The organism is Paraburkholderia sp. GAS38 (assembly GCF_050434965.1).
GTDB lineage: Bacteria > Pseudomonadota > Gammaproteobacteria > Burkholderiales > Burkholderiaceae > Paraburkholderia > Paraburkholderia phenazinium_A.
This window is the reverse complement of sequence record NZ_JBNDJO010000021.1, coordinates 50,694-73,303: the sequence shown is the minus strand read 5'-3', so window position 1 is coordinate 73,303 and position 22,610 is coordinate 50,694. Positions and strand designations below refer to the sequence as shown.

Here is a 22,610-nt window from a genome sequence, read left to right as displayed (position 1 = left end):
TAGGTTCGGCAACCGGCTCATTTCCCATTACTCATCTGGGCGTTTGGCGAAGCTGCCGGAGTCCAACGGAGGAGACATGTCAAAGAACTTCGTGCGCACACTGTGCGCAGGCATCGCCGCGTTTGCACTCGCGACAAGCCTGGCTTCGGCGTCGCCCGACAAGCCAGTCATCGGCATCGTCGTGAAGATTGGCGGTATCCCATGGTTCAACGCCATGGAGGCGGGGATCAAGAAACGGGCGGATCAGCTCGGCGTGAAAGCCTTCATGGTCGGCCCGACCAGCGCGGACCCGGCGCTGCAGGTCCGCGCGATCGAGGATCTGATTGCGCAGCACGTGGACGTCATCGGCGTGGTGCCGAACGATGCCAAGGTCCTGGAGCCGGTCCTGCAGCGGGCGCGGGCGGCCGGCATCAAGGTCATCACTCACGAGTCGCCGAACCAGCAGAATGCGGATTGGGACTTCGAACTGGCCTCGGTCAAGGGCTTCGGCGAAGCCTACGGCAAGCGCCTCGCTACCGCGATGGGCGGCAAGGGCGAGTATGCGGTCTTCGTCGGCTCGCTCACCGTGCCTTTGCATAACGCATGGGCCGACGCCGCGATTGCTTATCTGAAGGCCAACGATCCGGACATGAAGCTGGTCGGCGACCGCTACGGCGTGGCTGAAGACGTCGACGCCTCGCGCAAGACTGCGCTCGATCTGATGCGGGCGCATCCGGATCTGAAGGGCATTCTCGCGTTCGGCAGCCAGGGGCCGATTGGCGCGGCGCGCGCCGTCGACGAAACGCATAAGAAAGGCCAGGTGGTGGTGCTCGGACCGTTCTCGCCTGGACAGGGCAAGCGTCTCGTGCACGACGGCATCCTGACCGGCGGCTATATGTGGAATCCCGAGCAGGCCGGCGAAGTGTTCGTCACGCTGGGCACGATGGTCGCGAAGGGTGAGCCGGTCAAGGACGGCACCAACATTCCGGGTCTGGGCGTCGTGCATCCGCAGGGTCACGACCTGATCGTCGACCAGTTGGTGGATCTCAACGCCAATACCGTTGACGATCTAGCGAAGTTAGGTCTCTGAAGCAGCCGCAGTTGCAACCTGAGTTGTAGCCTTAAAAAGCAATGCGTGAGGGGCGGCCGGTCTGCCCTTCACCCGGCTGATGAACCGGACGACGCGTCAGGTCGCCCATCAGCCGCATTGGAGCATGTCCCATGATTTCAGCGGCTTCACAGGATCATCCCGCGCCTGAGCGGAGACACGCGGGCGCAGCAAGCGTTGCCGTGGTCGACACGCAGCGCACTGAGCTGCTCAAGCTCGACAACATCTCCAAGATATTCGGTGGGGTGAAAGCGCTCCAGTCCATCAAGTTCGACGTCATGCCCGGCGAGGTGCTGTGCCTCGCAGGCGAAAACGGCTGCGGCAAGAGCACGCTGATCAAGGTCATCAGCGGTGTTTATCAACCGGAGCCGGATGCGGTCATGCTGATGGACGGTCAGTCGATCGAAGGACTGGATCCGGCAAAGGCGCGGGAGCTCGGCATTCAGGTGATCTGGCAGGATCTCGCGCTGTTTCCCGAGATGACCGTCGCCGAGAACATCGCGTTCGAACAGAACCTCGGACCTCGTCCGCGCCTCGTCAACTACCGTCAGATGAAAGTGGCGGCGCGCCGTATCCTTGAACGGCTGGGCGTGTCGATCGATCTGGGCCGTTCGGTGCGCTCGCTGTCCATCGCACAGCGTCAGATCGTCGCCATCGCGCGCGCACTCGTTGCCGATGCGCGGCTGGTCTTCATGGATGAACCCACCGCGTCGCTCAGTCACGCCGAGACCGAGGCGTTGCTGAAGATCGTGCGCCGCCTCTCGGCTGACGGAATCGCTGTGGTGTTCGTCAGCCACCGGCTAGCCGAAGTGCTGGACGTCTGCACGCGCGTGACCGTGTTGCGCGACGGCCAATACGTCGGCACCTTCCCCACAGCCGGCATGACGCAAACCCGCCTCACGGAATTGATGACCGGTCGTACCTTCGACTACGCCGTACGCACGACTGACCTGTCCGCCGCGCCTGTTGTTCTGCAGGTAGCGGACCTGACACGACGGGGCGAATATGACGCGGTCTCGTTTGCTGTCAGGAAAGGCGAGATTCTCGGCGTCACGGGCCGCCTCGGCGCGGGGCGGACGGAACTCGCGTTGTCGCTGTTCGGAATGACGCGGCCGGGCGCAGGCTCGATCAGCCTCGACGGCAAGAAACTCTCGCTGGGCTCGAACCGCGACGCGATCCGCGCGGGTATCGCCTACGTATCCGAAGACCGGCTTCAGCTTGGCCTCGTGCAGCCGCAATCGATTGGCGACAACACCGTCGCCGCAGTGCTCGACGATCTGCTCGACGCCACGCGTCTGATCAGTCTCAAGAAGCGTGACAGCCTGATCACCGACTGGATCGAGCAACTGGCAGTGAAGATCGGCAAACCGGAAGACGCGGTCTCGACGCTCTCAGGCGGGAATCAACAACGCATCGTGCTGGCCAAGTGGCTGGCCACCAACCCAAAGCTGCTGATTCTGGATTCACCCACGGTAGGAGTGGACGTCGGCGCACGCGCCGGCATCTTCGCCATCATCCACAAGCTGGCTGCACAGGGCATGGCCATCCTGCTGATCTCCGACGAGATCCCGGAAGTCTATTTCAACGCCGACCGTATTCTGCACATGCGCAATGGCCGCGTCGTGAGGGAGTACGTGCCGGGCGCCACATCCATTGACCAAATCGAGCGAGACGTCCATGCCTGATCTGCGCAAACTCGGCATCGGTTCGATCGAGGCCCTGCTGATCCTCGTCATCGCAGTCATGGTGATCGGCCTTAGCTTGACCACATCGACCTTCCTCACGCTGCCCAATCTGTTCGACCTGCTTAACCAGAGCTCGGTCAACATCATCTTTGCCGTCGGCTTGCTCGTTGTGCTGATCGCCGGCGGGATCGACATCTCGTTCGCGGTGGGCGCGTCCGTCGTCCAGTACCTGACCGCGTTGACGGTCATGCGGCTTGGCGGCGGCAACTGGGCGCTGGGCTTCCTGGCGTCGGCCGCGTTCGGCTTTCTGCTGGGCGCCCTCAATGCCACGTTTATCTACCGGTTCCGCATCGTCTCCATCGTGGTGACCATCGCGACCTTCAACGTGTTCTTCGGCGGCCTGATGTTTCTGACGGGCGGCGTCTCCATCTACGACCTGCCGGACTGGTGGATGAACCGCGTGTCGTTGATCACGTTGAAGACGTCGAGCGGCGTTGCCGACCTCGCGCTGCCGGTTGCCGTGATGTTCGCGACGGTCGTGGCCACCTGGTTCCTGCTGCGGCGTACGACCACCGGCAGGCAGCTCTATGCGATGGGCGACAACCCGGAAGCGGCGCGGCGCGTCGGCATCAACATCGGCGCCATGCACTACATCGCCTTTGGCTGGCTCGGGATGATGGCCGGGATCGCCGGGCTGATGCAGGCGCACTACGTACAGGAGGTGGTGCCCAACGCGCTGTATGGCCGCGAACTGGACGTGCTCGCCGCGGTGGTGCTCGGCGGTGCGCGCCTGGGTGGCGGGCGCGGCACGATCCTTGGCGCGATTCTCGGCATTCTGCTGACCGCCATCACCGCGAACGGACTCAACCTGCTGGGCATCTCTCCTTACGCGTTCAAGATGATCATCGGCGCGGTCATTCTGATTGCGATTACCTTGTCGAGCGGCGGCTTCGCCAAGCTCGTCGGATCGCGCTTCGCGTCGCAACGTGTCAAGGCCTTCTCATGAAAACTTCTTCGTCGCAACGGTCCGCTATAGCGTTCGTGCCCGCTGATGTCGTCGGCCTGCTCGGCTTCCTCGCGGTGGTGGTTGTAGCCATGAGCTTCGCGTCCGACCGGTTCTTTTCTGCGGACACGTTTGTCTCGGTGGCGTTTCAGTTGCCCGAACTAGGCCTTTTCACGCTGGCGATGCTGATGCCGCTGATCTCCGGCGGCTTCAACCTGGCCGTGACCTTCACCGCCAATATCTCCGGATTGGCCATGGCCTGGGTGCTGCACGCGCACGGTGGCGCCGATGCCGGCGCGGGCGTGATCATCCTCGGCATCGCCGCGGCCCTGGCGACGGGCGCGGCATCCGGCTGGGTGATGGGCGCCATCATCGCGCGTACCGGCGCTAGTCCCATCCTCGTCTCCTTGTCGATGATGATTTTCCTGCGCGGCCTCGGCGAATTCATGACGCACGGTGGCGATATCTCCGGCTTCCCGCCTGCGGTTCTGGTGATGGGCAACGGTTTGCTGCTAGGCGTGCCCGTGCCGCTGTGGATCTTCGCCGGTTGCGCAGCCGTGTGGCACGTCGTCATGACGCGCTCGCGGCTTGGCTTTGCCACGCGCATGATCGGCTCGAATCTCGAGGCGACCCGCTACTCGGGCATCGCCACCACGCGTGCGGTTACCCGTATCTACATGCTGTCGGGTTTGATGTGCGGCGTCGCGGGCATCGTGATGCTCGCCAGTTTCAACTCGGTGCGCGTCGGTCACGGCGAGGCGTTCCTGCTGATTTCGGTACTCGCATGTTTCCTCGGCCGCGTCGATCCGTTCGGCGGGTTCGGACGCGTCGTGCCCGTGGTGATTGCGCTGGTCATCCTGCAGGTGATTGCCTCCGGCCTCAACCTGCTGGGCGCGAACCAACATCTTGCCACCGCGTTGTGGGGTGTGTTTTTGCTTGCCGTGATGCTCCTGCGTTGGGCGTGGGCAAACGGTTTCTTTCAGTCCTTGGTCCGCAGACGCGTGACCGCATCGGGAGGGGTTACACAATGAATACGCTTGGTGTTCACGCATTGGTATGGGCGGGCGATCTGACGCCGGAGTCGACCCGCAAAGTGATCAGCCAGACCAAGGCTGCAGGCTTCGACCTCGTTGAACTGTCGTTGCATGGGCCGAAGGTGATGGACCTGGCGCTCACGCGCGACCTGCTGCAGGAGCACGGCCTGCAAATTGGCTGTTCGCGCGGCCTGACCTTCGACGCGGACGTGTCCAGCGACGACTCGGCTTCGGTTGCGCGCGGCGTGGCGATGCTGGAAGAAGGCATCAGCGTGACGGCGGAACTCGGCGGCAATTACTTCGGCGGTATCCTCTATGGCGCGATGGGCAAATATTCCGCGCCGATTACGCCACAGGGACGCCGCAACGCGGTCGACTCGCTCAAGCGGATTGCGGATTTCGCGCTGAAGAAAAACGTGACCCTTGGGCTTGAAGTGGTGAATCGCTACGAGAGCAACCTGCTCAACACGGCATCGCAGGCGCTCAAGATGCTGGACGACGTCGATGCGCCCAATGTGGTGGTCCACCTCGATACCTATCACATGAACATCGAGGAAGCCGACTTCATGCAACCGGTGCTGGAGTGCGGCAAGCGGCTCGGCTATGTGCATATCGGCGAAAGCAACCGGGGTTATCTGGGTTCCGGCACCATCGACTTCGCGCAGTTTTTCCATGCGCTCGCGATGATCGACTATAAGGGCGTGGTCACGTTCGAGAGCTTCTCTTCCGCGGTGGTGAACGAGCAGTTGTCCAATGCGCTGGCCATCTGGAGAAATATGTGGGACGACGGCATGGATCTGGCCAGGCATGCACGGAGTTTCATCGCCGACGGCATTCACGCTGCAGCCAAAGCGAAGGCTCACCACTGAGAGCGCGCGCCTCTATGCGGTAAACCGAAGCGGCCTATACAATTAGGATGCCGTATGGATAAGTATCGTCGTACGGTTTCCTGTTGTCATATTGCGCGGCATGCGGTATTTTTTGGAATGGCGACGCTAGCCGTCACTTCAAATAACTCTGGATTGTTTCGATGATCGAAGACCGCTTTCTCGCACGGCTGCAACACCTTATCGCTGACGGTCAGCGCCGCATTCTCGGTCTGGTCGGCGCGCCCGGCGCCGGCAAATCCACGCTGGCGGAGCAGATCCTCGAAGCGCTGCCCGGTCAGGCGGTGGTCGTCCCCATGGACGGCTATCACCTGGCGAATGTCGAACTCGAACGTCTCGGGCGTGCTTCGCGCAAGGGCGCCGAAGATACGTTCGACAGCGCCGGCTACGTCGCTCTGCTGAAGCGCCTGCGCGTTCAGCAGAGCGACGAGACCGTCTACGCACCGGCGTTTCGCCGGGAGATTGAAGAACCCATCGCCGGAGCCATTCCTGTCAGCCCGGACGTGCCGCTCGTCATCACTGAAGGTAACTATCTGCTGCTGGAGCATGGGCACTGGAAGGATGTTCGCCCGCTTCTCGACGAGGCCTGGTATGTCGACGTCGATCCGGTGCTGCGGACGCAGCGGCTTGTCGCGCGCCACATGAGGTTTGGTCGCGATGAAGAGGCCGCCCGCAACTGGGTTCAGCAAACCGACGAACCCAACGCCGTCCTGATTGATTCGACGCGGCATCGTGCCGATCTGGTTTTCAACTGGTCGGAGTAGAAGAGGGCCGCAAGCTCGACGAACGATTGGGTCGCTAACCTGGAACGACGGCACGATGGATGCAATGCAACGGTGGACGCTGAAGTGGGCGCATGGAGAAGCGACGGCGCAGTCGCTGGGCGGAATGCTGGCGCCCGTGCGATTCGAACTCGGCGGCGGCCGGACCGTGTCGCCCTTGTACGTCGCTCCGTGGGGCGACGATGAACGGTGGTCGGGACTGCTTCGCGCCTTGCGCGGCGAATGGCCGTGTCTGCCGTTCGGCATGGTGAGGGCGCCTGATGCGCTACCGTCAGGCTTCGAGACTCGGAACGCCACGGATGTGTGGGATCACGGATACGGTGCGAATCACATGTGGCGACGGGTCGAACAGACCGCCCATCGGCTCTCGCTACGGATCGACTACCCGTCTGAGGGGGAGATTGAAAGTCTCGAGCGGACCATTGAAGCCGACCCCGACGCGCCGGCGCTGATCGTCTCCATCACGGTTCATGCGCGCAGAGATGTGGTCTTACCGTTCGCGCTTCATCCCACGTTTGCAATACCAGACGAAGGCATCGAGGTGCTCGCCTGTCCGCATGAGGCGATTCACAGCTATCCGGTCCCGCAGGAGCCGGGCGTTTCCCGCGTTTTGCCGAATCGCAGTTTCGCCTCACTGAAAGCGATACCCACCGCGACCGGTCTCATGGATGCGACACGCTTGCCGCTCCCCGAAAACACCGAGGAACTGCTGCAAATGGCAGGCTGTCGGCCACCTTTTGTCTTGCGATACACCGCGCAGCAGGCCGACGTCCTGCTCGACTGGAATCCCGCGGATCTGCCGGATGCCTTGCTGTGGATCAGCAACGGTGGACGCGCGTATGAGCCGTGGTCCGGCCGGAACTTCGCTTTAGGCGTTGAGCCGGCCCAAAGTTTCTTTGATCTCGGACGTGTGGCGATGCCGCCCGCCGATCATCCGCTCGCGGCTCGTAAAGGCCTCGCGTTCAGTGCCGGCGTGCCACGCACGATCAGCTATCGATTGTCGGCGCGTTGATTCACGCCTCGCCCAGCAAGCGCGTGACGAGGTGTGCGAGCGTGCGCGCTGTCACAGCAACGCGTTAGCGGCAGGACCAGGCGTCGAGTCGCCAACGCATCGCTGTGTCACCGCCAACCGTTACTGCTTCACAAGCTTCACGACGGTCAGCGCTCCATCCACCTCTTCGACGCGCACCTTGACCTTCTCGCCTTCCTTGGCCTGCTTGAGCATCAGCGCATCCTTCGCCTTATAGGCCATCGTCATCGGCGACATGCCGATGTTCTTCAGTTCGCCGGCCTGAAGCGTCAGCATGCCGGTGGACGAGTCCACCTTCTTGACGATCGCATCGGTGAGCGCTGCGTTGTTGGACGCGCCGGCTTCCATGGCGCCGCCGTTCATTTTCATGCCGGCCATATCGTCCGCCGCCAGCGCCGCGCCGGCGAGCGTCAGACCGGTACAGAGCACAGCCGTCAGGGTAAGCAGTTTCTTCATGAGTTTTCTCCAGAGTGGGTTTGCGGCACGAGCGTGCCAGTGGGTACTACGTGAGGTTGAAGCGTGTCTTGCGTATCTGTTTTCATGCGAGCCATGCGGCGGCGTTGCAGTAACAACCAGGCGGCCGGGATGATCAGCATGGAGAGGAGCGGTGCGGTCACCATGCCGCCAACCATCGGCGCGGCGATGCGCTGCATGACTTCGGAGCCGGAACCATGGCCCAGCATGATCGGGATGAGGCCCGCCAGGATGACCGCGACGGTCATTGCCTTGGGCCGCACGCGCAGCACCGCGCCTTCGCGGATGGCGTCGATCAAGGTGGCTTCGCTAAAGGGTGCGCCTTCGTCGAGGCGGCGCGTGAGCGCGCTCTTCAGATAGAGCAGCATCACGACACCGAATTCGGCCGCCACGCCCGACAACGCGATGAATCCCACCGCCGTGGCGACGGACACTGCGTGCCCGAGCATCCAGATCAGCCAGAACCCTCCCACGAGTGCAAAGGGCACCGTCGACATCAGCAAGAGCGCGTCGGCGGCCGAGTTGAAGGTCAGGAACAGCAGCACAAAAATGACCGCGAGCGTCACCGGAATCACGGTTCGCAACTTCGCAGCCGCGCGCTCCAGATACTCGAACTGACCTGACCACGCGATCGAATAACCCGGTGGTAATACAACCTGTTGCGCAACCGCGATCTGCATGGCCTTTACGGCGGATTGCAGGTCGGTATCGCGAATGTCGACGTAGACATACCCCGACAAGCGAGCGTTTTCGCTGCGGATCATGGGCGGACCATCCGAGATCCTGATCGCAGCGACGTCGCCGAGCGTGATCTGCGCACCACGGTCCGTGACGACCGGCAACTGACGCAGGTTGTCGACCGAGTCGCGGATTTCACGCGGATAGCGAATGTTGATCGGAAAGCGCTCGCGACCCGCGATCACCTCGCCCACGTTGTCGCCCCCCACCGCAGTCGATACGACGGACTGGATGTCGGTTACCGAAAGGCCGTAACGGGCGGCTGCAAGGCGGTCAATGTCGACGTCGATGTAGTGGCCGCCGTTCAGGCGTTCTGCCAATGCCGACGTGACGCCCGGGACGTTCTTCAGGACGGACTCGATTTGCGTAGCAATCCTGTCGATCTGCCCGAGGTCCGCGCCGGAAATCTTGACCCCGACGGGCGTCTTGATGCCGGTCGACAACATGTCCAGACGATTGCGAATCGGCGGCACCCAGACGTTCGACAGGCCCGGTATCTTCACCCGCGCGTCGAGCTCATCCACCAGTTTCTCCGGCGTCATGCCCGGCCGCCATTCGCTGCGCGGCTTGAACTGGATGGTGGTCTCGAACATCTCGAACGGCGCGGGATCGGTCGCGGTGTCGGCACGCCCCGACTTGCCGAACACCGTCTTCACCTCGGGAACCGTCTTGATGAGGCGATCCGTCTGCTGCAGCAGTTCGGCGGCTTTGTCCGCCGAGATGCCGGGTAGCGCGGTCGGCATATAAAGCAGGTCGCCTTCGTCGAGCGGCGGCATGAATTCACCGCCGAGCCGCAAGACAGGAATCGCCGTCATGACGAGCGCCAGCACGGCCAGCGCGATCGCCACCCATGGTCGGCGCAGCGTTGCCTCAAGCAAAGGACGGTATAGCCGGATCAGCACGCGGTTGAGCGGATTGGCGTTCTCGTGCGGAATCCGGCCGCGGATCAGATAGCCCATCAGTACCGGCACGAGCGTGACGGACAGTCCGGCAGCGGCGGCTATCGTGTAGGTCTTGGTGAACGCGAGCGGCGCAAACAGCTTGCCTTCCTGGCCTTCGAGCGAGAACACGGGAATGAACGACAGCGTGATGATCAGCAGCGAAAAGAACAGCGCCGGGCCGACCTCGGCCGCCGACTGTGCGATCAACTCCCACCGCCGGGCGGGGGTGATCGGCGTGTCGGGGTGCTGATGGTCGTACGCCTCCAGATGTTTGTGGGCGTTCTCGATCATCACGATCGCTGCATCGATCATCGCGCCGATCGCGATCGCAATCCCGCCCAGGGACATCAGATTGGCGTTGACGCCTTGATAGCGCATCACGATGAAGGCGGCCAGCACCCCAAGCGGCAGCGACAGGATCGCGACGAACGCGCTGCGCAGATGGAACAGAAACACCGCGCAGACCAGGCCGACGATGATGAACTCTTCGATCAGCTTGTCCTTGAGGTTACCGACCGCCCGTTCGATGAGCTGGGAGCGGTCATAGGTCGTGACGATCTCGACGCCCGGTGGCAGAGACTTTTTCAGCTCGGCGAGTTTCGCCTTGGCCGCTTCGATGGTCGTCAGCGCGTTCTTTCCCGAGCGCATCACGATCACACCGCCTGCCACTTCGCCCTCGCCATTCAGTTCGGCAATGCCCCGGCGCATTTCCGGTCCGATCTGGATGCGGGCGACGTCGCCGAGCAACACGGGGGTGCCCGCGTCGTTCGTGCGCAGCACGATGTGGCGGAAGTCGTCGAGCGAGTGCAGGTACCCCGATGAGCGGACCATGTACTCGGACTCCGCGAGTTCGACCACGGACCCGCCCGATTCCTGGTTCGCCTTGCCGATGGCATCCACGACGCCTGCTTGCGTGATGCCGTAGGCGCGCAGCTTGTCCGGATCCAGCACGACCTGGTATTGCTGCACCATGCCGCCGATGCTGGCTACCTCCGAGACGTCCGGTACGGCTTTCAGTTCGAACTTCAGAAACCAGTCGTTCAGGGCTCGAAGCTGGCCAAGGTCGTGTTTTCCGCTGCGATCGACGAGTGCGTATTCGTAAACCCAGCCCACACCCGTGGCATCGGGCCCGAGTGAGACCGTCGCGCCCGCCGGCAAACGGCTCTGCACCTGATTCAGATATTCGAGCACGCGCGAGCGGGCCCAATACGGATCCGTCTTGTCGTCGAACAGCACGTAGACGAACGCATCCCCGAACGACGAATACGCGCGGATGGTGGTGGCGCCCGGCACGCCCAGAAGCGTTGTGGTGAGCGGATACGTCACCTGGTCTTCGACGACTTGCGGCGCCTTGCCGGGATACGAAGCCTTGATGATGACCTGGGTATCGGAGAGGTCCGGCAGCGCATCGAGCGGGGTTTGCGTCACCGAATACACGCCCCATGCGGTAACCAGCACGGTGGCAAGCAGTACGAGAAAGCGGTTGCCAATCGACCAGCGAATGATGCGTGCGATCATTGCGCGCCTCCTTCGAGTTTCGGCAGCACGGACTTCAGGCTCGCTTCCGAGTCGATCAGGAACTGGCCCGATGCGACCACCTGCTGGCCTTCAGTCAAGCCGCGTGTTACCTCGGTGTTGTCGCCGCTATCGCGACCGACGGAGATCTCGACAGGCTGCAGCCGCCCGTCGTTATTCCGGACGATGACGATCGAGCGCTTGCCGGTCGTGATGACCGCTTCGGACGGCACGAGCAGCCGCGAGACGGGTTTCGCTGCGCTGACGTGGGCGCGCATCAACATCCCGGGTGTCAGCTTCAGGTCGGCGTTATCGATCTCAAGGCGCGCCTGCAACGTGCGGCTGTCCGGACTGATACCCGGCAGGATTTCACGGATGTGGCCGCTAAAGTGTTGCGCGCCGTCGCCGGCGAACGTTGCGTCGACCGTCATGCCGGGCCGCACCTGCAACGCGAGCGCTTCCGGTATCTCAACGATCAGCCACAGCTTGGAAAGACCCGCGATCCTGGCGAGCGTTTGTCCCGGCGACACCATCGCGCCGTCGCGAACATTGAGTTCCGTGAGCACGCCGGCTTGCTGCGCAGATAGCGTGACGTGGGTCTGCGCCTTGCCGGTTCGATCGAGGCTTGCAATGAGGCCGTCCGGAATCGACAGCGCCTGCATGCGTGCGTGCGCGGCGGCAAGCAGCCCGGCATCCATACCGCCGCGCCTGAGCGCCAGGTACTCTTCCTGCGGCGCCAGCCAGTCGGGAACGAAGAGCGAAGCAATCGGCGCTCCCTTGGCGACACGTTGCATTGGCGCGCTGGCGTACAGGTGGTCGATATAGCCCGTCACTCGCGACTGGACGACGTCCGCCATCGACTCGTCGAACTGGGTGGTCCCTATCGCGTCGAAACCTTCAGCGGTGTCCTGGCGGACCACCGTCGCGTAGCGGATACCAAGATTCTGTTGAAGCGTGGCGTCGACCTTGATCCCGCCTGAACCGCCTTCGTCTGCGAAGACGGGCTGAAGCGCCATGTCCATGAAGGGCGATTTGCCGGGCTTGTCGAAGTGCTGGTTCGGCACCATCGGATCGTGCCAATAGAGCACCTTGCGGCCCGTCTTGGGGTCCACCTTGTCGGCGGTTGTGGTTGCAGTTGCGGTTGCGGAGGGCGTCGCGGTCGCGGCTGACGCCATGGCTGTGTCTGTTTCAGCACGATGAGTGCCGGCCACGTAGCCGGCGCCAAGCAGCACGCCCGCAGCGAACATGGCCGCCACGGCGCGTACGATCAGTTTCTGTTTCATGGGGTTCTCGCTACTGGCCGGAGGTCATGTCGGGTGGCAGCACCTGGTATTCCAGTTGCGCCCAGACGAGGGAAACGTCCCGTTCGAGGTTCAACACCTGAAGATCCGCTTCGAGCTGGGTGTGTCGCGCGTCCAACGCATCGGAGAGCGTGCCGGCACCCGACCGGTAAGCGGCATTCGCCAGTTGCACCTTCTGTTCAGCCGCGGGAAGCACGGTTTGCTTCGCATTGGCCAGACGTTCCCGGCCACCGGCGAGCTTCGCCGTAAGACTCTGGATATCGGCGACGACCCGGCGTTCGGTGTCTTCGTAAGTGAGGCGTGCCTGTGTCCCCATCTCGGACTTTTGCTCGACGTCGCGGTCTTCGACGTTGCCGCGATGGATCGGCAAAGGGATGGATACGCCGACCGACACGTAGTCCGGGAAGTGCCCGCCGCTCTTGAAGTAGGTCAGCCCCCAGGTCCAGTTAGGATTTCTGTTGCTTCGGCTGACGTCGGTGTCGGCGTCGGCCAGCGAGATGGCGGCGCGTGCCGCGATCAACGAAGGCTGCACCTGAGCGAGTTGCTCGACGCTCAGGCTGGACACTGGTGAAGCGAGTTCCGGTGGGTTGCCGGCCACGTCCAGCACGTTGCCGGCGGCCGTCCAGCGCGACAATGCAATCAACGCGGTCTTCTCGTCCTGCTGCGCATTGATCAGTTCATCGCGCGCATTCCCGAGCGTCAGGTTGGCCTGCGCCACATCGACGGCGGTCCCTTTTGCGCCACGGTAGGACGCCTGCCTTGCCGCCAGTTCCTGGCCCAGATGGTCCACCAGCGCCTGGCTTAGTGCGACGGCTTTCTTGGCGTAGATCGCGTTGAGCCAGGCCATCGCCGTTTGCTGACGAACCTCGGCCACCTTTTCCAGGTAAGTCGATTGGTCGCGTTGCACGGCACGATCGGCCAGCGTGGTCTGCAGCCGGCGCTTGGCAGGAGAGACCCATTCCTGCTGGATGCCGATGCCGCGCATCGTGAAGTTATCCTGCCCAATCGTGAAGGCATTGGGGCCGTTGATGGGCAGGTCCTGGACGCTCAGATTCAGCGTGGGATTGGGCAGTTGTCCAGCTTTGACGACTACGTCCGAACTGCCTCTAACCGAGGCTTGCGCGGCCTGGATCGAGGGCGAGCGCAGGGTGGCGATCTGCAGCGCCTCGTCGAGTGTCAAGCCCGCGTCCTGAGCGTGCGCCGCGCGTCCCGCCAACAAGCCGAACGCAACAAAAACGGCGCATGTGCGAGTCCAGGCGCGCCGGGAAACCGGCGTGCCGATGATGGAAAGCATGTTCTAACCTCGAATGGTCGAGCCGCGTGAAGCCGCGCGAGCGGACACACGAACTCACGTCCCGAAACGGGACGACATCACCGCGCAAAGGCGGCGAACCAGAACGATGGAGTTAGACGGACTGCGGTGGACGCCAGAGTCCATCCGGCGCGCGGATGGAGAGCGACTGCGTGTAGTGGAAGCTGACGGGGACAAACGACCCGGCGGGCCGCGTCACGGTGGGAGAGGAAACGGGGTGATAGAGACTGCCCATCTGACACTGGGCGCTCACCTTGCACAGCGGTGCCTTCGACTTGCCGGGTTCACTGGACGATGGGCTCATCGATTCGCAACCGGGCATATCCGCCGACATGGCGGCGACGTTGCCGGCCATGACGGAGTCCATTGGACACGCGCCAGTCGCGCCGCTGGCTGCCAGCCCACTGAGGGGCAGCATCACACACAGCAACAAGACGAGAAGTGTCCGCAAGATTTTCATCGCAGCAAGTATAGCGTAGCTATTTCGATCGGATTGGCGGTTTTTTCGCGGCGTGGCGAGACCCATTCGTCGTGTTGGCGCGCACTTCCGGTTCAGGAGATTCCTGGTCTAAAGCTGGAATGGCCCCATCGGTCAGCGTCTTAAGCAGACGTGCGCGACGGCGTTCGAGATCCGCTATCTGACGTTCAATCGAGGCCAGCCGTTTGCGCTGCGTCTCAGAGGTTTCGGAGCAGGCACTTGCGCCTTCGATCATGCGCTGAATCTGCCGGACCTGGGTGACGGCTGCGAGTGGAAACGCGCGGTAGCCATTGCTCGCGCGAATGGAGGTCAGCAGACCGTGCTCATCGTAGTGGCGGATCGAGCGCACGCGCACGCACCCGCCGCCCACCAACAAAAGTGCCATCGAATCTGCTTTTTGTGTAGGGACGCGCGCCCCGACTTTCAATATTCTCACCCCATCGAGACTATCCGTCCGGCGCTGGAGCCTTCATCCAGCCGTCTGCGACGATTAATCCCCTGGAGAGAACGTTGACCAAGAAAGTCCCGCTCAAGATCGCAATTGCTGAGCACCCACACACGTCGGCTATTCGCAATGGCTCCATTCCCATCGAGGGCGTGGACGCCGAGTTCGTCACCGTCCAGCCGCAAATCGGCGCGTTTCGCCGGATGGTGCGCGACGTCGAATTCGACGTTTGCGAACTGGCGCCGACCACGTACATCATCGCCCGCGCCTATGGCGCACCGTTCGTCGGCCTGCCGATCTTCGTCGTGCGGCGCTTTCACCATGGCGGCCTGCTGGTGCGCCCGGACGCCGGCATCAAGACTCCCAAAGACCTGGAAGGCAAGAAAGTGGGCGTGCGCGCCTATTCGGTGACGACCGGCGTGTGGACGCGCCAGGTCCTGATCGACGAGTTCGGTCTCGACTCCTCCAAGGTCACCTGGGTGGTCGATGACGAAGAGCATGTCACGCAACTCAAGTTGCCGTCGAATGTCATCCACGCACCGGCCGGAAGCTCGCTGGCGGAGATGATGGCCTCGGGGGAATTGTCGGCCGGTTTTGCCGCGGCTGCGGGTATCGGCCGCACCGGTGCGCCCACGGGTGGATGGAAGGAAGTCGAAGCCGACTATCCCGATCTGCTGCCCAACGCAACCGAGCTCGAAACCGAGTACTACGCCCGCACAGGGGTGTATCCGATGCACGGCACCATCGTCGTGAAGGACTCGGTGCTCGCAGAGCACCCGTGGATCGCCAGATCGATTCACGACGCCTTCGCGCAAGCGAAAGAAGCATGGCTGGCACGTCTCGATGCCGGCGAGGCCACCAGCGCCAGCGACAAGAAGTACCTCGAACTGCGCAAGATCGTCGGACACGATCCGCTGCCGTACGGTTTGCAGGAAAACCTCAAGACCATCGAGACGTTGGAAGCCACGGCGTTCAAGCAAGGTCTCACGCCGCGTCGCATGTCCGTTAGCGAGTTGTTTGTAGACCCGCTGGCCCGCTGATCTGACCTGACCTGAGAGAAAAACAATGATCATCGATTGTCACGGCCATTTTACGACCGTACCCGCATCGTTTCGCGCCTGGCGCGCGAAGCAGGTCGAGTTTGCCGACGACCCGGCCAACGCCCCCTCGCGTGACGGCGCCTTTGTCAGCGACGACGAGATTCGCGAAGCGATCGGCAACGGTCAGCTCAAGCTGCAACGCGAGCGCGGCAGCGACCTCACGCTGTTCTCGCCGATCGCCGGCCTGATGAGCCACCACCTGGGCAACGAGCGCACCAGCCAGGAATGGGCCGAGGTCTCGAACGATCTCGTCTACCGCGTGACGGAACTCTATCCGGACAACTTCGCGCCGGTTTGCCAGTTGCCGCAATCGCCGGGTGCCGCGCCCGCCAATTCCATCCGCGAGTTGCGCCGTTGCGTCGAGCAACTGGGCTTTGTGGGCTGCAACCTGAACCCCGATCCGACCGGCGGCTACTGGACCGGCACACCGGTGACCGATCGCGAGTGGTATCCGCTTTACGAAGCGCTGGTCGATCTGGACGTACCCGCCATGATCCACGTGGCCGCTTCGTGCAATCCGTGCTTCCACGGCACCGGTGCCCACTACCTGAACGCGGATACGTCGGTGTTCATGCAGATTCTGCAATCGGACCTGTTCAAGGACTTCCCGACGCTGCGCCTCGTGATCCCGCACGGCGGCGGCGCGGTGCCGTATCACTGGGGCCGTTATCGCGGCATGTCACTCGAGATGCGCGACCGTCCGCTCGAAGGCCTGCTGGACAACATCTTCTTCGACTCCTGCGTGTACCACAAGCCGGGTGTCGAGTTGCTGACCAAAGTGATTCCCGCAGACAACGTGCTGTTCGGCTCGGAGATGATCGGCGCCGTGCGCGGCAAGGATCCGGCAACCGGCCAGTACTTCGACGACACCAAGCGCTACATCGACGCCTGTACCGCGTTGTCGGACGAGGATCGCTACAAGATTTTCGAGGGCAATGCGCGGCGCGTCTATCCGCGTCTCGATGCGCGCCTGAAAGCGCGCGGCAAATGACATCGGCGCGAGCCGCATGCAACGAACAGGCAGAGAGACAGGCACAGAGGCACTATGACTTCCTCAATTGTTGATATTCACCCGCACATCATCTCGGACGACGAGACCCGCTATCCGCCGGCGCCGCTGTTCGGCAAGCGCTCGGACTGGTCGAAGGAGCGTCCGACGACGGTCGAAACGCTGATCGCGGCAATGGACGAGGCCGGTGTGGCCAGGGCCGCGGTGGTTCACTCTTCCACGACCTACGGTTTCGACAACCGCTATGTCGTCGAAGGATGCGGCAAGTATCCAGGCCGCCTGGTCGCGGTCGGCTCGGTCGACGTTCTGCAGCCGGATGCGCCGGAACGCATTCTCGAATGGGTCAAGATGGGCCTCGCGGGTCTGCGCCTCTTTACAGGCGGCAGCACCAAGGAGTTCGACCCGAGCGAACTCGACGATCCGCGTTCATTCCCGGCGTGGGAGCTATGCGCCGAACTCGGCCTCACCATGTGCATCCAGACCGGCCCGATCGGACTGCCGCAGGTCACGACACTGGCGCGGCGCTTTCCCAAGGTGCGCATCATCCTCGATCACCTGGGACGCCCCGAGGTGGCGGATGGCGCGCCGTATGCAGCGGCACAAAGCCTGTTCGAGCTGGCGCCGCTCGAGAACATCTATCTGAAGCTCACGCCGCGCATCTTCGGCGATGTGAAGAAGGAAAAGGCCAGTGCGGAAACGTTCTTTCCGAAGGTGGTCGAGGCGTTCGGTGCGCAACGGATGGCCTGGGGTTCGAACTATCCAACCTCGCCGGGCAGGCTCTCGGAGATTCTCGCGACCGCTCAGGCAGGGTTGGCAAGCCTGAGCAATGAAGATCGCGCGTGGATCTTCGGCAAGACTGCGCAGCAACTGTATCCGGGCCTCGCCTGAGCGTGCGTCGCATGTGCGCCGGCTACTCGAGGTGCCGCGGCGAATCGGGCGGCCGGCGCGCGGAACTCATCATCATAAAGAGAAACAGGCAGATGGAGACAGGCAAACCTGCACGACCCGGGACCGCGAGCCGCTGGGCCATTCTCACGCTCCTTGCGATCGGTGTTCTGATTTCGTTTGTCGATCGCACCAGCATCTCTTCCACGCTGGCGGACGCAGGCTTCGTTCAGCATTTTGCGCTCACTGACGTCGATCGTGGCTGGATCAACGCGGCCTTCTTCTGGTCGTACGGTCTGTTCCAGGTCCCGATGGGTTGGGTGGCCGACCGCTACGGCGTGAAGTGGCCCTACGCGATCAGCTTCGCGCTATGGTGCCTCGCCACCGCGTTGATGGGGGCGGTGACGGCGCTCGCGAGTCTCGTCGTCATGCGGTTGATCATCGGCATGGCCGAGGCCATTGTGATCCCGGCGAGCTATCGTTGGATTCGCAACCACTTCGGCGAAAGCCAGAACGGTCTTGCCGTCGGCATTCTGGCGATGGGTAACAAGTTCGGGCCCGCACTCGGTGCGCCGGTCGGCGCCTGGTTCCTCGTGAATTACTCGTGGCAGGTGATGTTTGTCGCGACCGGCCTGGTGGGGATGATCTGGCTGGCCCCATGGCTGCTGATGGTGCGCAACGACTTGCCATCGAAAGCCGAACTCACGCTGGCCAATCGAAGCGCACGTACCGTCAGCCTCGGCAGCATCCTGGCCAGCCCGGTTGTCTGGGGCGGCATGATCACCAACTTTTGCTACGGCTATTTCACGTTCTTTTGTATGACGTGGATGCCGGCGTATCTGGTGGAACAACGCAACCTGTCGATTTCACGCTCAGGACTCTTCACCTTCTTCAGCTTCGCCGGCATCGCCATCGTCGCGGCGCTCGCAGGCTGGGCCGCGGACCGCATCATTGCCCGCGGCGGCAACCCGATTCTGGTCCGCAAGATCTTCACCATCGCGGGCTTTGTGGGCGGCTGCACCGTACTGCTCGGCGCCTATGCCCACTCGCTCAATGTGGCGCTGTTCTGGAACGTGCTTTCGCTTTCGCTGCTCGGTCTTGCGACCGCAAACAACCTGGTGTTGTCCCGGCTGACCTTGATCCCCAAGCAGGCGATTGGTCTCGTCACGGGCGTGCAGCAGGTTGCCACCAGTCTTGCCGGCGGCGTGGCGGCGAGTCTGTCGGGCTGGTTGCTCCACGTCAGCGGGAGTTACGACTTGCCGATGCTGGTGATCCTGGTCTTCCTGCTGATCGGCGCGTTGGCCACGGCGACCCTGTTCCGTCCCGAATGGGCGCCCAAGGTGACCGAAACGCATGGCTCGCTGCGGCAAGCCTAGCAATCAAGGCATGGCCGTATAGCAGGACTAGCCGGCTGTGTTGAACATATTAATTTACTGAGAAATCCTAAATGGCGAAGATTGTATTCGGGATGGCGGTGCCGCATAGCGGCATGCTGGGTCAGGCACCGGAAGACTGGCTCAAGAACGGGGAGCGGGACCGCAACAATCCGGAATTGTGGTTTCGCAACCAGACCTGGACTTACCCCGATCTGGAAGCGCACCGCGGCGCAGCGTTCGAGCCATTCCTGACGCTCGAGGAGCGCACTGAGCGCGCCACGCGCTGCCGTACCGCGCTTGACGAGATGGCTGCAGCCTACCGCGCCGCCGACATCGATGTCGCGATCATTCTGGGCAAGGACCAGAAGGAGATCTTCACCGAGTTCTCACCGTCGATCGCCATTTACAGCGGCGCGGAAGTGCACAATGGGCCGCCGCAGCGCGCCGTCTATGCACCCGACCACCACGTCACGCACAAGTGTCATCCGCGGCTGGCCACCTATCTGATCGAGCACTTCCAGGGCGAAGGTTTCGATTTGACCGACCTCTTTGCATGGCCCGACAACGTGTGGATGAAGCCGTTGCCGGAGTATCCGGTGGTGCCGCATGCGTACAGCTTTGTGTATCACCAGATCATGGGCGACAACCCGCCGCCGCATGTGCCGATCATCATGAATTGCTTCTATCCGCCGACACAGCCTTCGATGTCGCGCTGCATCGAATTCGGCCGTGTGCTGCGCGATGCCATCACGGCATGGCCGGAGGATGTGCGAGTGGGCATTTTTGCGTCGGGCGGCCTGTCGCACTTCGTCAACGACGAGGAATTCGACCACAGCATCATGAAGATGCTGGCCGACTACGACTACGACGGTCTGGCCGCAGTGGATAACCGCTCCTACCAGTCGGGCACATCCGAAATCAAGCTCTACGTCAGCGTGATGAAAGCGGTGCAGGAAACCGGCGCCGAGATGACGCTGGTGGACTACGTTCCCTGCTGGCGGACGCCCGCCGGCACCGGCGAGGGTATGGGTTTCATGTATTGGAAAGCGGCCGACTGAACCGGCTTCATGCAGCCCCTCAGTGCGGCCCCTTAAGCACCCCATCAACGAGAGAGAACGACCATGAGCGATACCCGACTCAACAGCATTATTCGCGCTTTCGAATCCGGCAAGCCTGCTTTCGCCGCGTTTTCCAAACTGGACAAGCAGAACGCCATCGAAATGAGCGATGCGCCGTATGACGGCCTCGTCTTCGAAATGGAGCACAACCCGTATGACGTAACGGCATTGGGCGATGCGTTGCAATACATGCTGAGCCGCAAGCAGATTGCCGAGTCCGCATCGGTGGCGCCGCGCGTCACGCCGATTGCGCGTATTCCCGCTAACGGCGCCGAGATGAACCAGTCCTTCGCCAAGCAGGTGCTCGATCGCGGCGCCTATGGCGTGGTCTGGCCGCATGTGTCGACCGTGGAGCAGGCCTATAACGCAGTCGCATCGTGCCGTTACGCACGGCCCAAGGACGCACCGCTGTACGAGCCGAAGGGCATCCGGGGCGATGGTCCCGCCAACGCGGCCCGCTACTGGGGTTTGAGCATGGCGGATTACTACAGGAAGGCCGATGTCTGGCCGCTGGCCCCTGAAGGCGAAATTCTGGTCGGCTTGATGTGCGAAAGCACCGAAGCGATTGAAAACCTCGACGACATTCTGGCGAACGTACCTGGCATTGGCTTCATCCTGATTGGTGAGGGCGATCTCAGCCAGCAGCTCGGCTATCCGCGCCAGTATGAGCACCCGGTCGTGGTCGACGCGATGCGCCAGATCGTCGAGACCTGCCACAAGCACAACGTGGTGGTCGGCAATCCGCACGTCAATGCGAAGAATCACAAGCGGCTGCTCGAAGAGGGTTACCGCTTCCTCATCTCGGCGCCGTTGAAGAGCTATGGCGTAGTCGGCATGGCGCGCGAGATGGCGGGGTACTAAGCAATGAACGGAGCCGAAAGCCTGGTTCAGACGCTTGCCGATCAGGGTGTCGACATCTGCTTTGCGAACCCTGGCACCTCGGAGATGCACTTTCTGAAGGCGCTCGAGAATCCGCTGATGCGTAGCGTCCTGTGCCTGTTCGAAGGTGTCTGCACAGGCGCTGCGGACGGCTACTACCGGATGAAAGAAACGCCGGCATCGACGCTGCTGCATCTCGGTCCGGGCCTCGCGAATGGGCTGGCCAACATCCACAATGCCAAACGGGCGTCGTCGGGCATGGTCAACATCGTGGGCGAGCACTCGGCCGCGCACCTGAAATACGATCCGCCGCTGACCTCCGACATCGAGGGTCTCGCGCGGCCCTTGAGCCATTGGGTGCGCCGCGTCGAGTCGCCGAGTGCGGTGGCGTGGGACGTGGCGACTGCGGTGAGCAAGGCAAGCGAACACCCAGGGCAAATTGCGACGCTCATCCTGCCCGGCGATACCTCGTGGCAGGACGCGGGCGAGCGAGTCGTACTGCCGCGCACGCCTGCCAGGGCGAAGGCGCCGGATGCCGCGCGTATCGAACACATTGCGCAGGTGCTGCGTTCGGGCGAGCCGACGCTGATCGTGCTGGCGGGGCGCTCGACACGCGGTCGTGCGCTCGAATGGGTGGGCAAGGTCAAGGCGGCGACCGGCTGTCGTGTTGCGACGCAGTTCTTCAGTTCGCGAATCGAACGCGGGGCAGGGCGAGTCACGCTCGAACGCATTCCCTATGCGGTTGGCCTCGCTGTCGAGTATCTGAAAGGCTTCAGGCATATCGTTACCGTGGAGACGACCGAGCCGATTGCCTTCTTCAGCTATCCTGACAAACCGAGCCTGCTTAAGTCGCCCGGAACCAGCGTTCATGCGCTGGTCGAAATTGGCGAGGACGGTGCGGCCGGTCTCGAGATGCTGGTCGAGGCGCTCGGCGCGGCCAGCAGCGCGGCCGTGCTCCAGCAGCGTTCGGACGCCCCGCCGCCGAGCGGCGCATTGACGCCCGCCACCATCGCCCAGGCGCTGGCCGCCGCGTTGCCGGAAAACTGCGTCCTCGTCGACGAATCGCTGACCACCGGTCGCGAGACGATGGGACTGACCGTCGGCGCGGCGCCGCATGACCTCATCAATAACATGGGCGGTTCGATCGGCTATGGCACTCCGGTCGCCACCGGCGCCGCGCTCGCCTGTCCGGACCGGCGCGTGTTCTGCATGGTCGGCGACGGCAGCGCCATGTACACGATCCAGTCGCTGTGGACCCAGGCACGCGAAGGCCTGAACATCACGACGATTATCTTTGCCAACAACAGTTACGCCATTCTCAAGGCCGAGTACGCCAACATGGGCGCCGGTGCGCCGGGGGTGCGTGCGCTGGCCATGATCGATATCGATCGGCCTCGCATCGACTGGCTGGCCATGGCGAAAAGCATGGGTGTGCCTGCGCTCGCCGTCGATACCGCCGAAGCGTTCCACAAGGCCATGGCCGACTCGGTGAACGAGCCGGGACCGTGCCTCATCGAGGTCAGGCTGTAAA

At 62.8% G+C, this 22,610-nt stretch carries 19 protein-coding genes and 1 pseudogene; 14 read left to right on the top strand and 6 right to left on the bottom strand.

Going from position 1 to position 22,610, the window contains the following annotated elements:
- The first annotated feature begins 76 nt into the window (after positions 1–76).
- From P3T42_RS34560 to P3T42_RS34530, 7 genes are all read left to right on the top strand, one after another.
- Positions 77–1,069: a substrate-binding domain-containing protein gene (locus tag P3T42_RS34560; protein WP_074296840.1), complete on the top strand. Its 993-nt coding sequence runs from the start codon at positions 77–79 to the stop codon at positions 1,067–1,069.
- A 131-nt stretch (positions 1,070–1,200) separates the two neighbouring features.
- Complete coding sequence (locus P3T42_RS34555) at positions 1,201–2,772, top strand: sugar ABC transporter ATP-binding protein (RefSeq protein WP_074296838.1); 1,572 nt, start codon at positions 1,201–1,203, stop codon at positions 2,770–2,772.
- Positions 2,765–3,778, top strand: a complete 1,014-nt coding sequence (locus tag P3T42_RS34550; protein WP_429308524.1) for an ABC transporter permease — start codon at positions 2,765–2,767, stop codon at positions 3,776–3,778. The genes P3T42_RS34555 and P3T42_RS34550 overlap by 8 nt, the downstream gene beginning before the upstream one ends.
- Positions 3,775–4,806: an ABC transporter permease gene (locus P3T42_RS34545; protein ID WP_074296836.1), complete on the top strand. Its 1,032-nt coding sequence runs from the start codon at positions 3,775–3,777 to the stop codon at positions 4,804–4,806. The genes P3T42_RS34550 and P3T42_RS34545 overlap by 4 nt, the downstream gene beginning before the upstream one ends.
- Positions 4,803–5,678, top strand: a complete 876-nt coding sequence (locus tag P3T42_RS34540; protein ID WP_429308523.1) for a sugar phosphate isomerase/epimerase family protein — start codon at positions 4,803–4,805, stop codon at positions 5,676–5,678. Before P3T42_RS34545 ends, P3T42_RS34540 begins: the two co-directional genes overlap by 4 nt.
- Positions 5,679–5,839: 161 nt before the next feature.
- Positions 5,840–6,460, top strand: coding sequence for a nucleoside/nucleotide kinase family protein (locus tag P3T42_RS34535; protein WP_074296833.1), 621 nt, complete (start codon positions 5,840–5,842; stop codon positions 6,458–6,460).
- A 64-nt stretch (positions 6,461–6,524) separates the two neighbouring features.
- Complete coding sequence (locus P3T42_RS34530) at positions 6,525–7,490, top strand: hypothetical protein (protein WP_429308522.1); 966 nt, start codon at positions 6,525–6,527, stop codon at positions 7,488–7,490.
- Positions 7,491–7,610: 120 nt separating this feature from the next.
- Here P3T42_RS34530 and P3T42_RS34525 read toward each other — a convergent pair whose 3' ends face one another.
- The 6 genes and pseudogenes from P3T42_RS34525 to P3T42_RS34500 all read right to left on the bottom strand — a co-directional run bounded on the left by P3T42_RS34525 (position 7,611) and on the right by P3T42_RS34500 (position 14,652).
- Complete coding sequence (locus P3T42_RS34525; RefSeq protein ID WP_429308521.1) at positions 7,611–7,964, bottom strand: copper-binding protein; 354 nt, start codon at positions 7,962–7,964, stop codon at positions 7,611–7,613.
- Positions 7,961–11,179: an efflux RND transporter permease subunit gene (locus tag P3T42_RS34520; RefSeq protein WP_429308520.1), complete on the bottom strand. Its 3,219-nt coding sequence runs from the start codon at positions 11,177–11,179 to the stop codon at positions 7,961–7,963. Before P3T42_RS34520 ends, P3T42_RS34525 begins: the two co-directional genes overlap by 4 nt.
- Positions 11,180–11,184: 5 nt before the next feature.
- Positions 11,185–12,459, bottom strand: a pseudogene (locus tag P3T42_RS34515) (efflux RND transporter periplasmic adaptor subunit); the annotation flags it as partial.
- Between the two features lie 10 nt (positions 12,460–12,469).
- Positions 12,470–13,771, bottom strand: a complete 1,302-nt coding sequence (locus P3T42_RS34510; protein ID WP_429308519.1) for a TolC family protein — start codon at positions 13,769–13,771, stop codon at positions 12,470–12,472.
- Positions 13,772–13,883: 112 nt separating this feature from the next.
- Complete coding sequence (locus P3T42_RS34505) at positions 13,884–14,249, bottom strand: hypothetical protein (RefSeq protein WP_429308518.1); 366 nt, start codon at positions 14,247–14,249, stop codon at positions 13,884–13,886.
- Between the two features lie 19 nt (positions 14,250–14,268).
- Positions 14,269–14,652 (bottom strand): MerR family DNA-binding transcriptional regulator, encoded by a 384-nt coding sequence (locus P3T42_RS34500; RefSeq protein ID WP_429308517.1) that lies wholly within the window; start codon positions 14,650–14,652, stop codon positions 14,269–14,271.
- 125 nt (positions 14,653–14,777) lie between these two features.
- On the opposite strand from P3T42_RS34500, the gene P3T42_RS34495 reads away from it, so the two are divergent.
- The 7 genes from P3T42_RS34495 (at position 14,778) to P3T42_RS34465 (ending at position 22,609) form a co-directional block, all read left to right on the top strand.
- Entirely contained in the window at positions 14,778–15,752 is a 975-nt protein-coding gene (locus P3T42_RS34495; protein WP_429308516.1) for an ABC transporter substrate-binding protein, read from the top strand.
- 25 nt (positions 15,753–15,777) lie between these two features.
- Positions 15,778–16,803 (top strand): amidohydrolase family protein, encoded by a 1,026-nt coding sequence (locus P3T42_RS34490; RefSeq protein ID WP_429308515.1) that lies wholly within the window; start codon positions 15,778–15,780, stop codon positions 16,801–16,803.
- Between the two features lie 54 nt (positions 16,804–16,857).
- Positions 16,858–17,709, top strand: a complete 852-nt coding sequence (locus P3T42_RS34485; protein WP_074296816.1) for an amidohydrolase family protein — start codon at positions 16,858–16,860, stop codon at positions 17,707–17,709.
- A 92-nt stretch (positions 17,710–17,801) separates the two neighbouring features.
- Complete coding sequence (locus tag P3T42_RS34480) at positions 17,802–19,082, top strand: MFS transporter (protein ID WP_074296813.1); 1,281 nt, start codon at positions 17,802–17,804, stop codon at positions 19,080–19,082.
- 71 nt (positions 19,083–19,153) lie between these two features.
- Positions 19,154–20,140: a protocatechuate 3,4-dioxygenase gene (locus tag P3T42_RS34475; protein ID WP_429308514.1), complete on the top strand. Its 987-nt coding sequence runs from the start codon at positions 19,154–19,156 to the stop codon at positions 20,138–20,140.
- A gap of 63 nt (positions 20,141–20,203) precedes the next feature.
- Positions 20,204–21,061, top strand: a complete 858-nt coding sequence (locus P3T42_RS34470; RefSeq protein WP_074296808.1) for an HpcH/HpaI aldolase family protein — start codon at positions 20,204–20,206, stop codon at positions 21,059–21,061.
- Positions 21,062–21,064: 3 nt separating this feature from the next.
- Positions 21,065–22,609 carry an acetolactate synthase large subunit gene (locus P3T42_RS34465; protein WP_429308513.1) on the top strand — a complete coding sequence of 515 codons (1,545 nt, stop codon included), beginning with the start codon at positions 21,065–21,067 and terminating at the stop codon, positions 22,607–22,609.
- The last annotated feature ends 1 nt before the right edge of the window (position 22,610 follow it).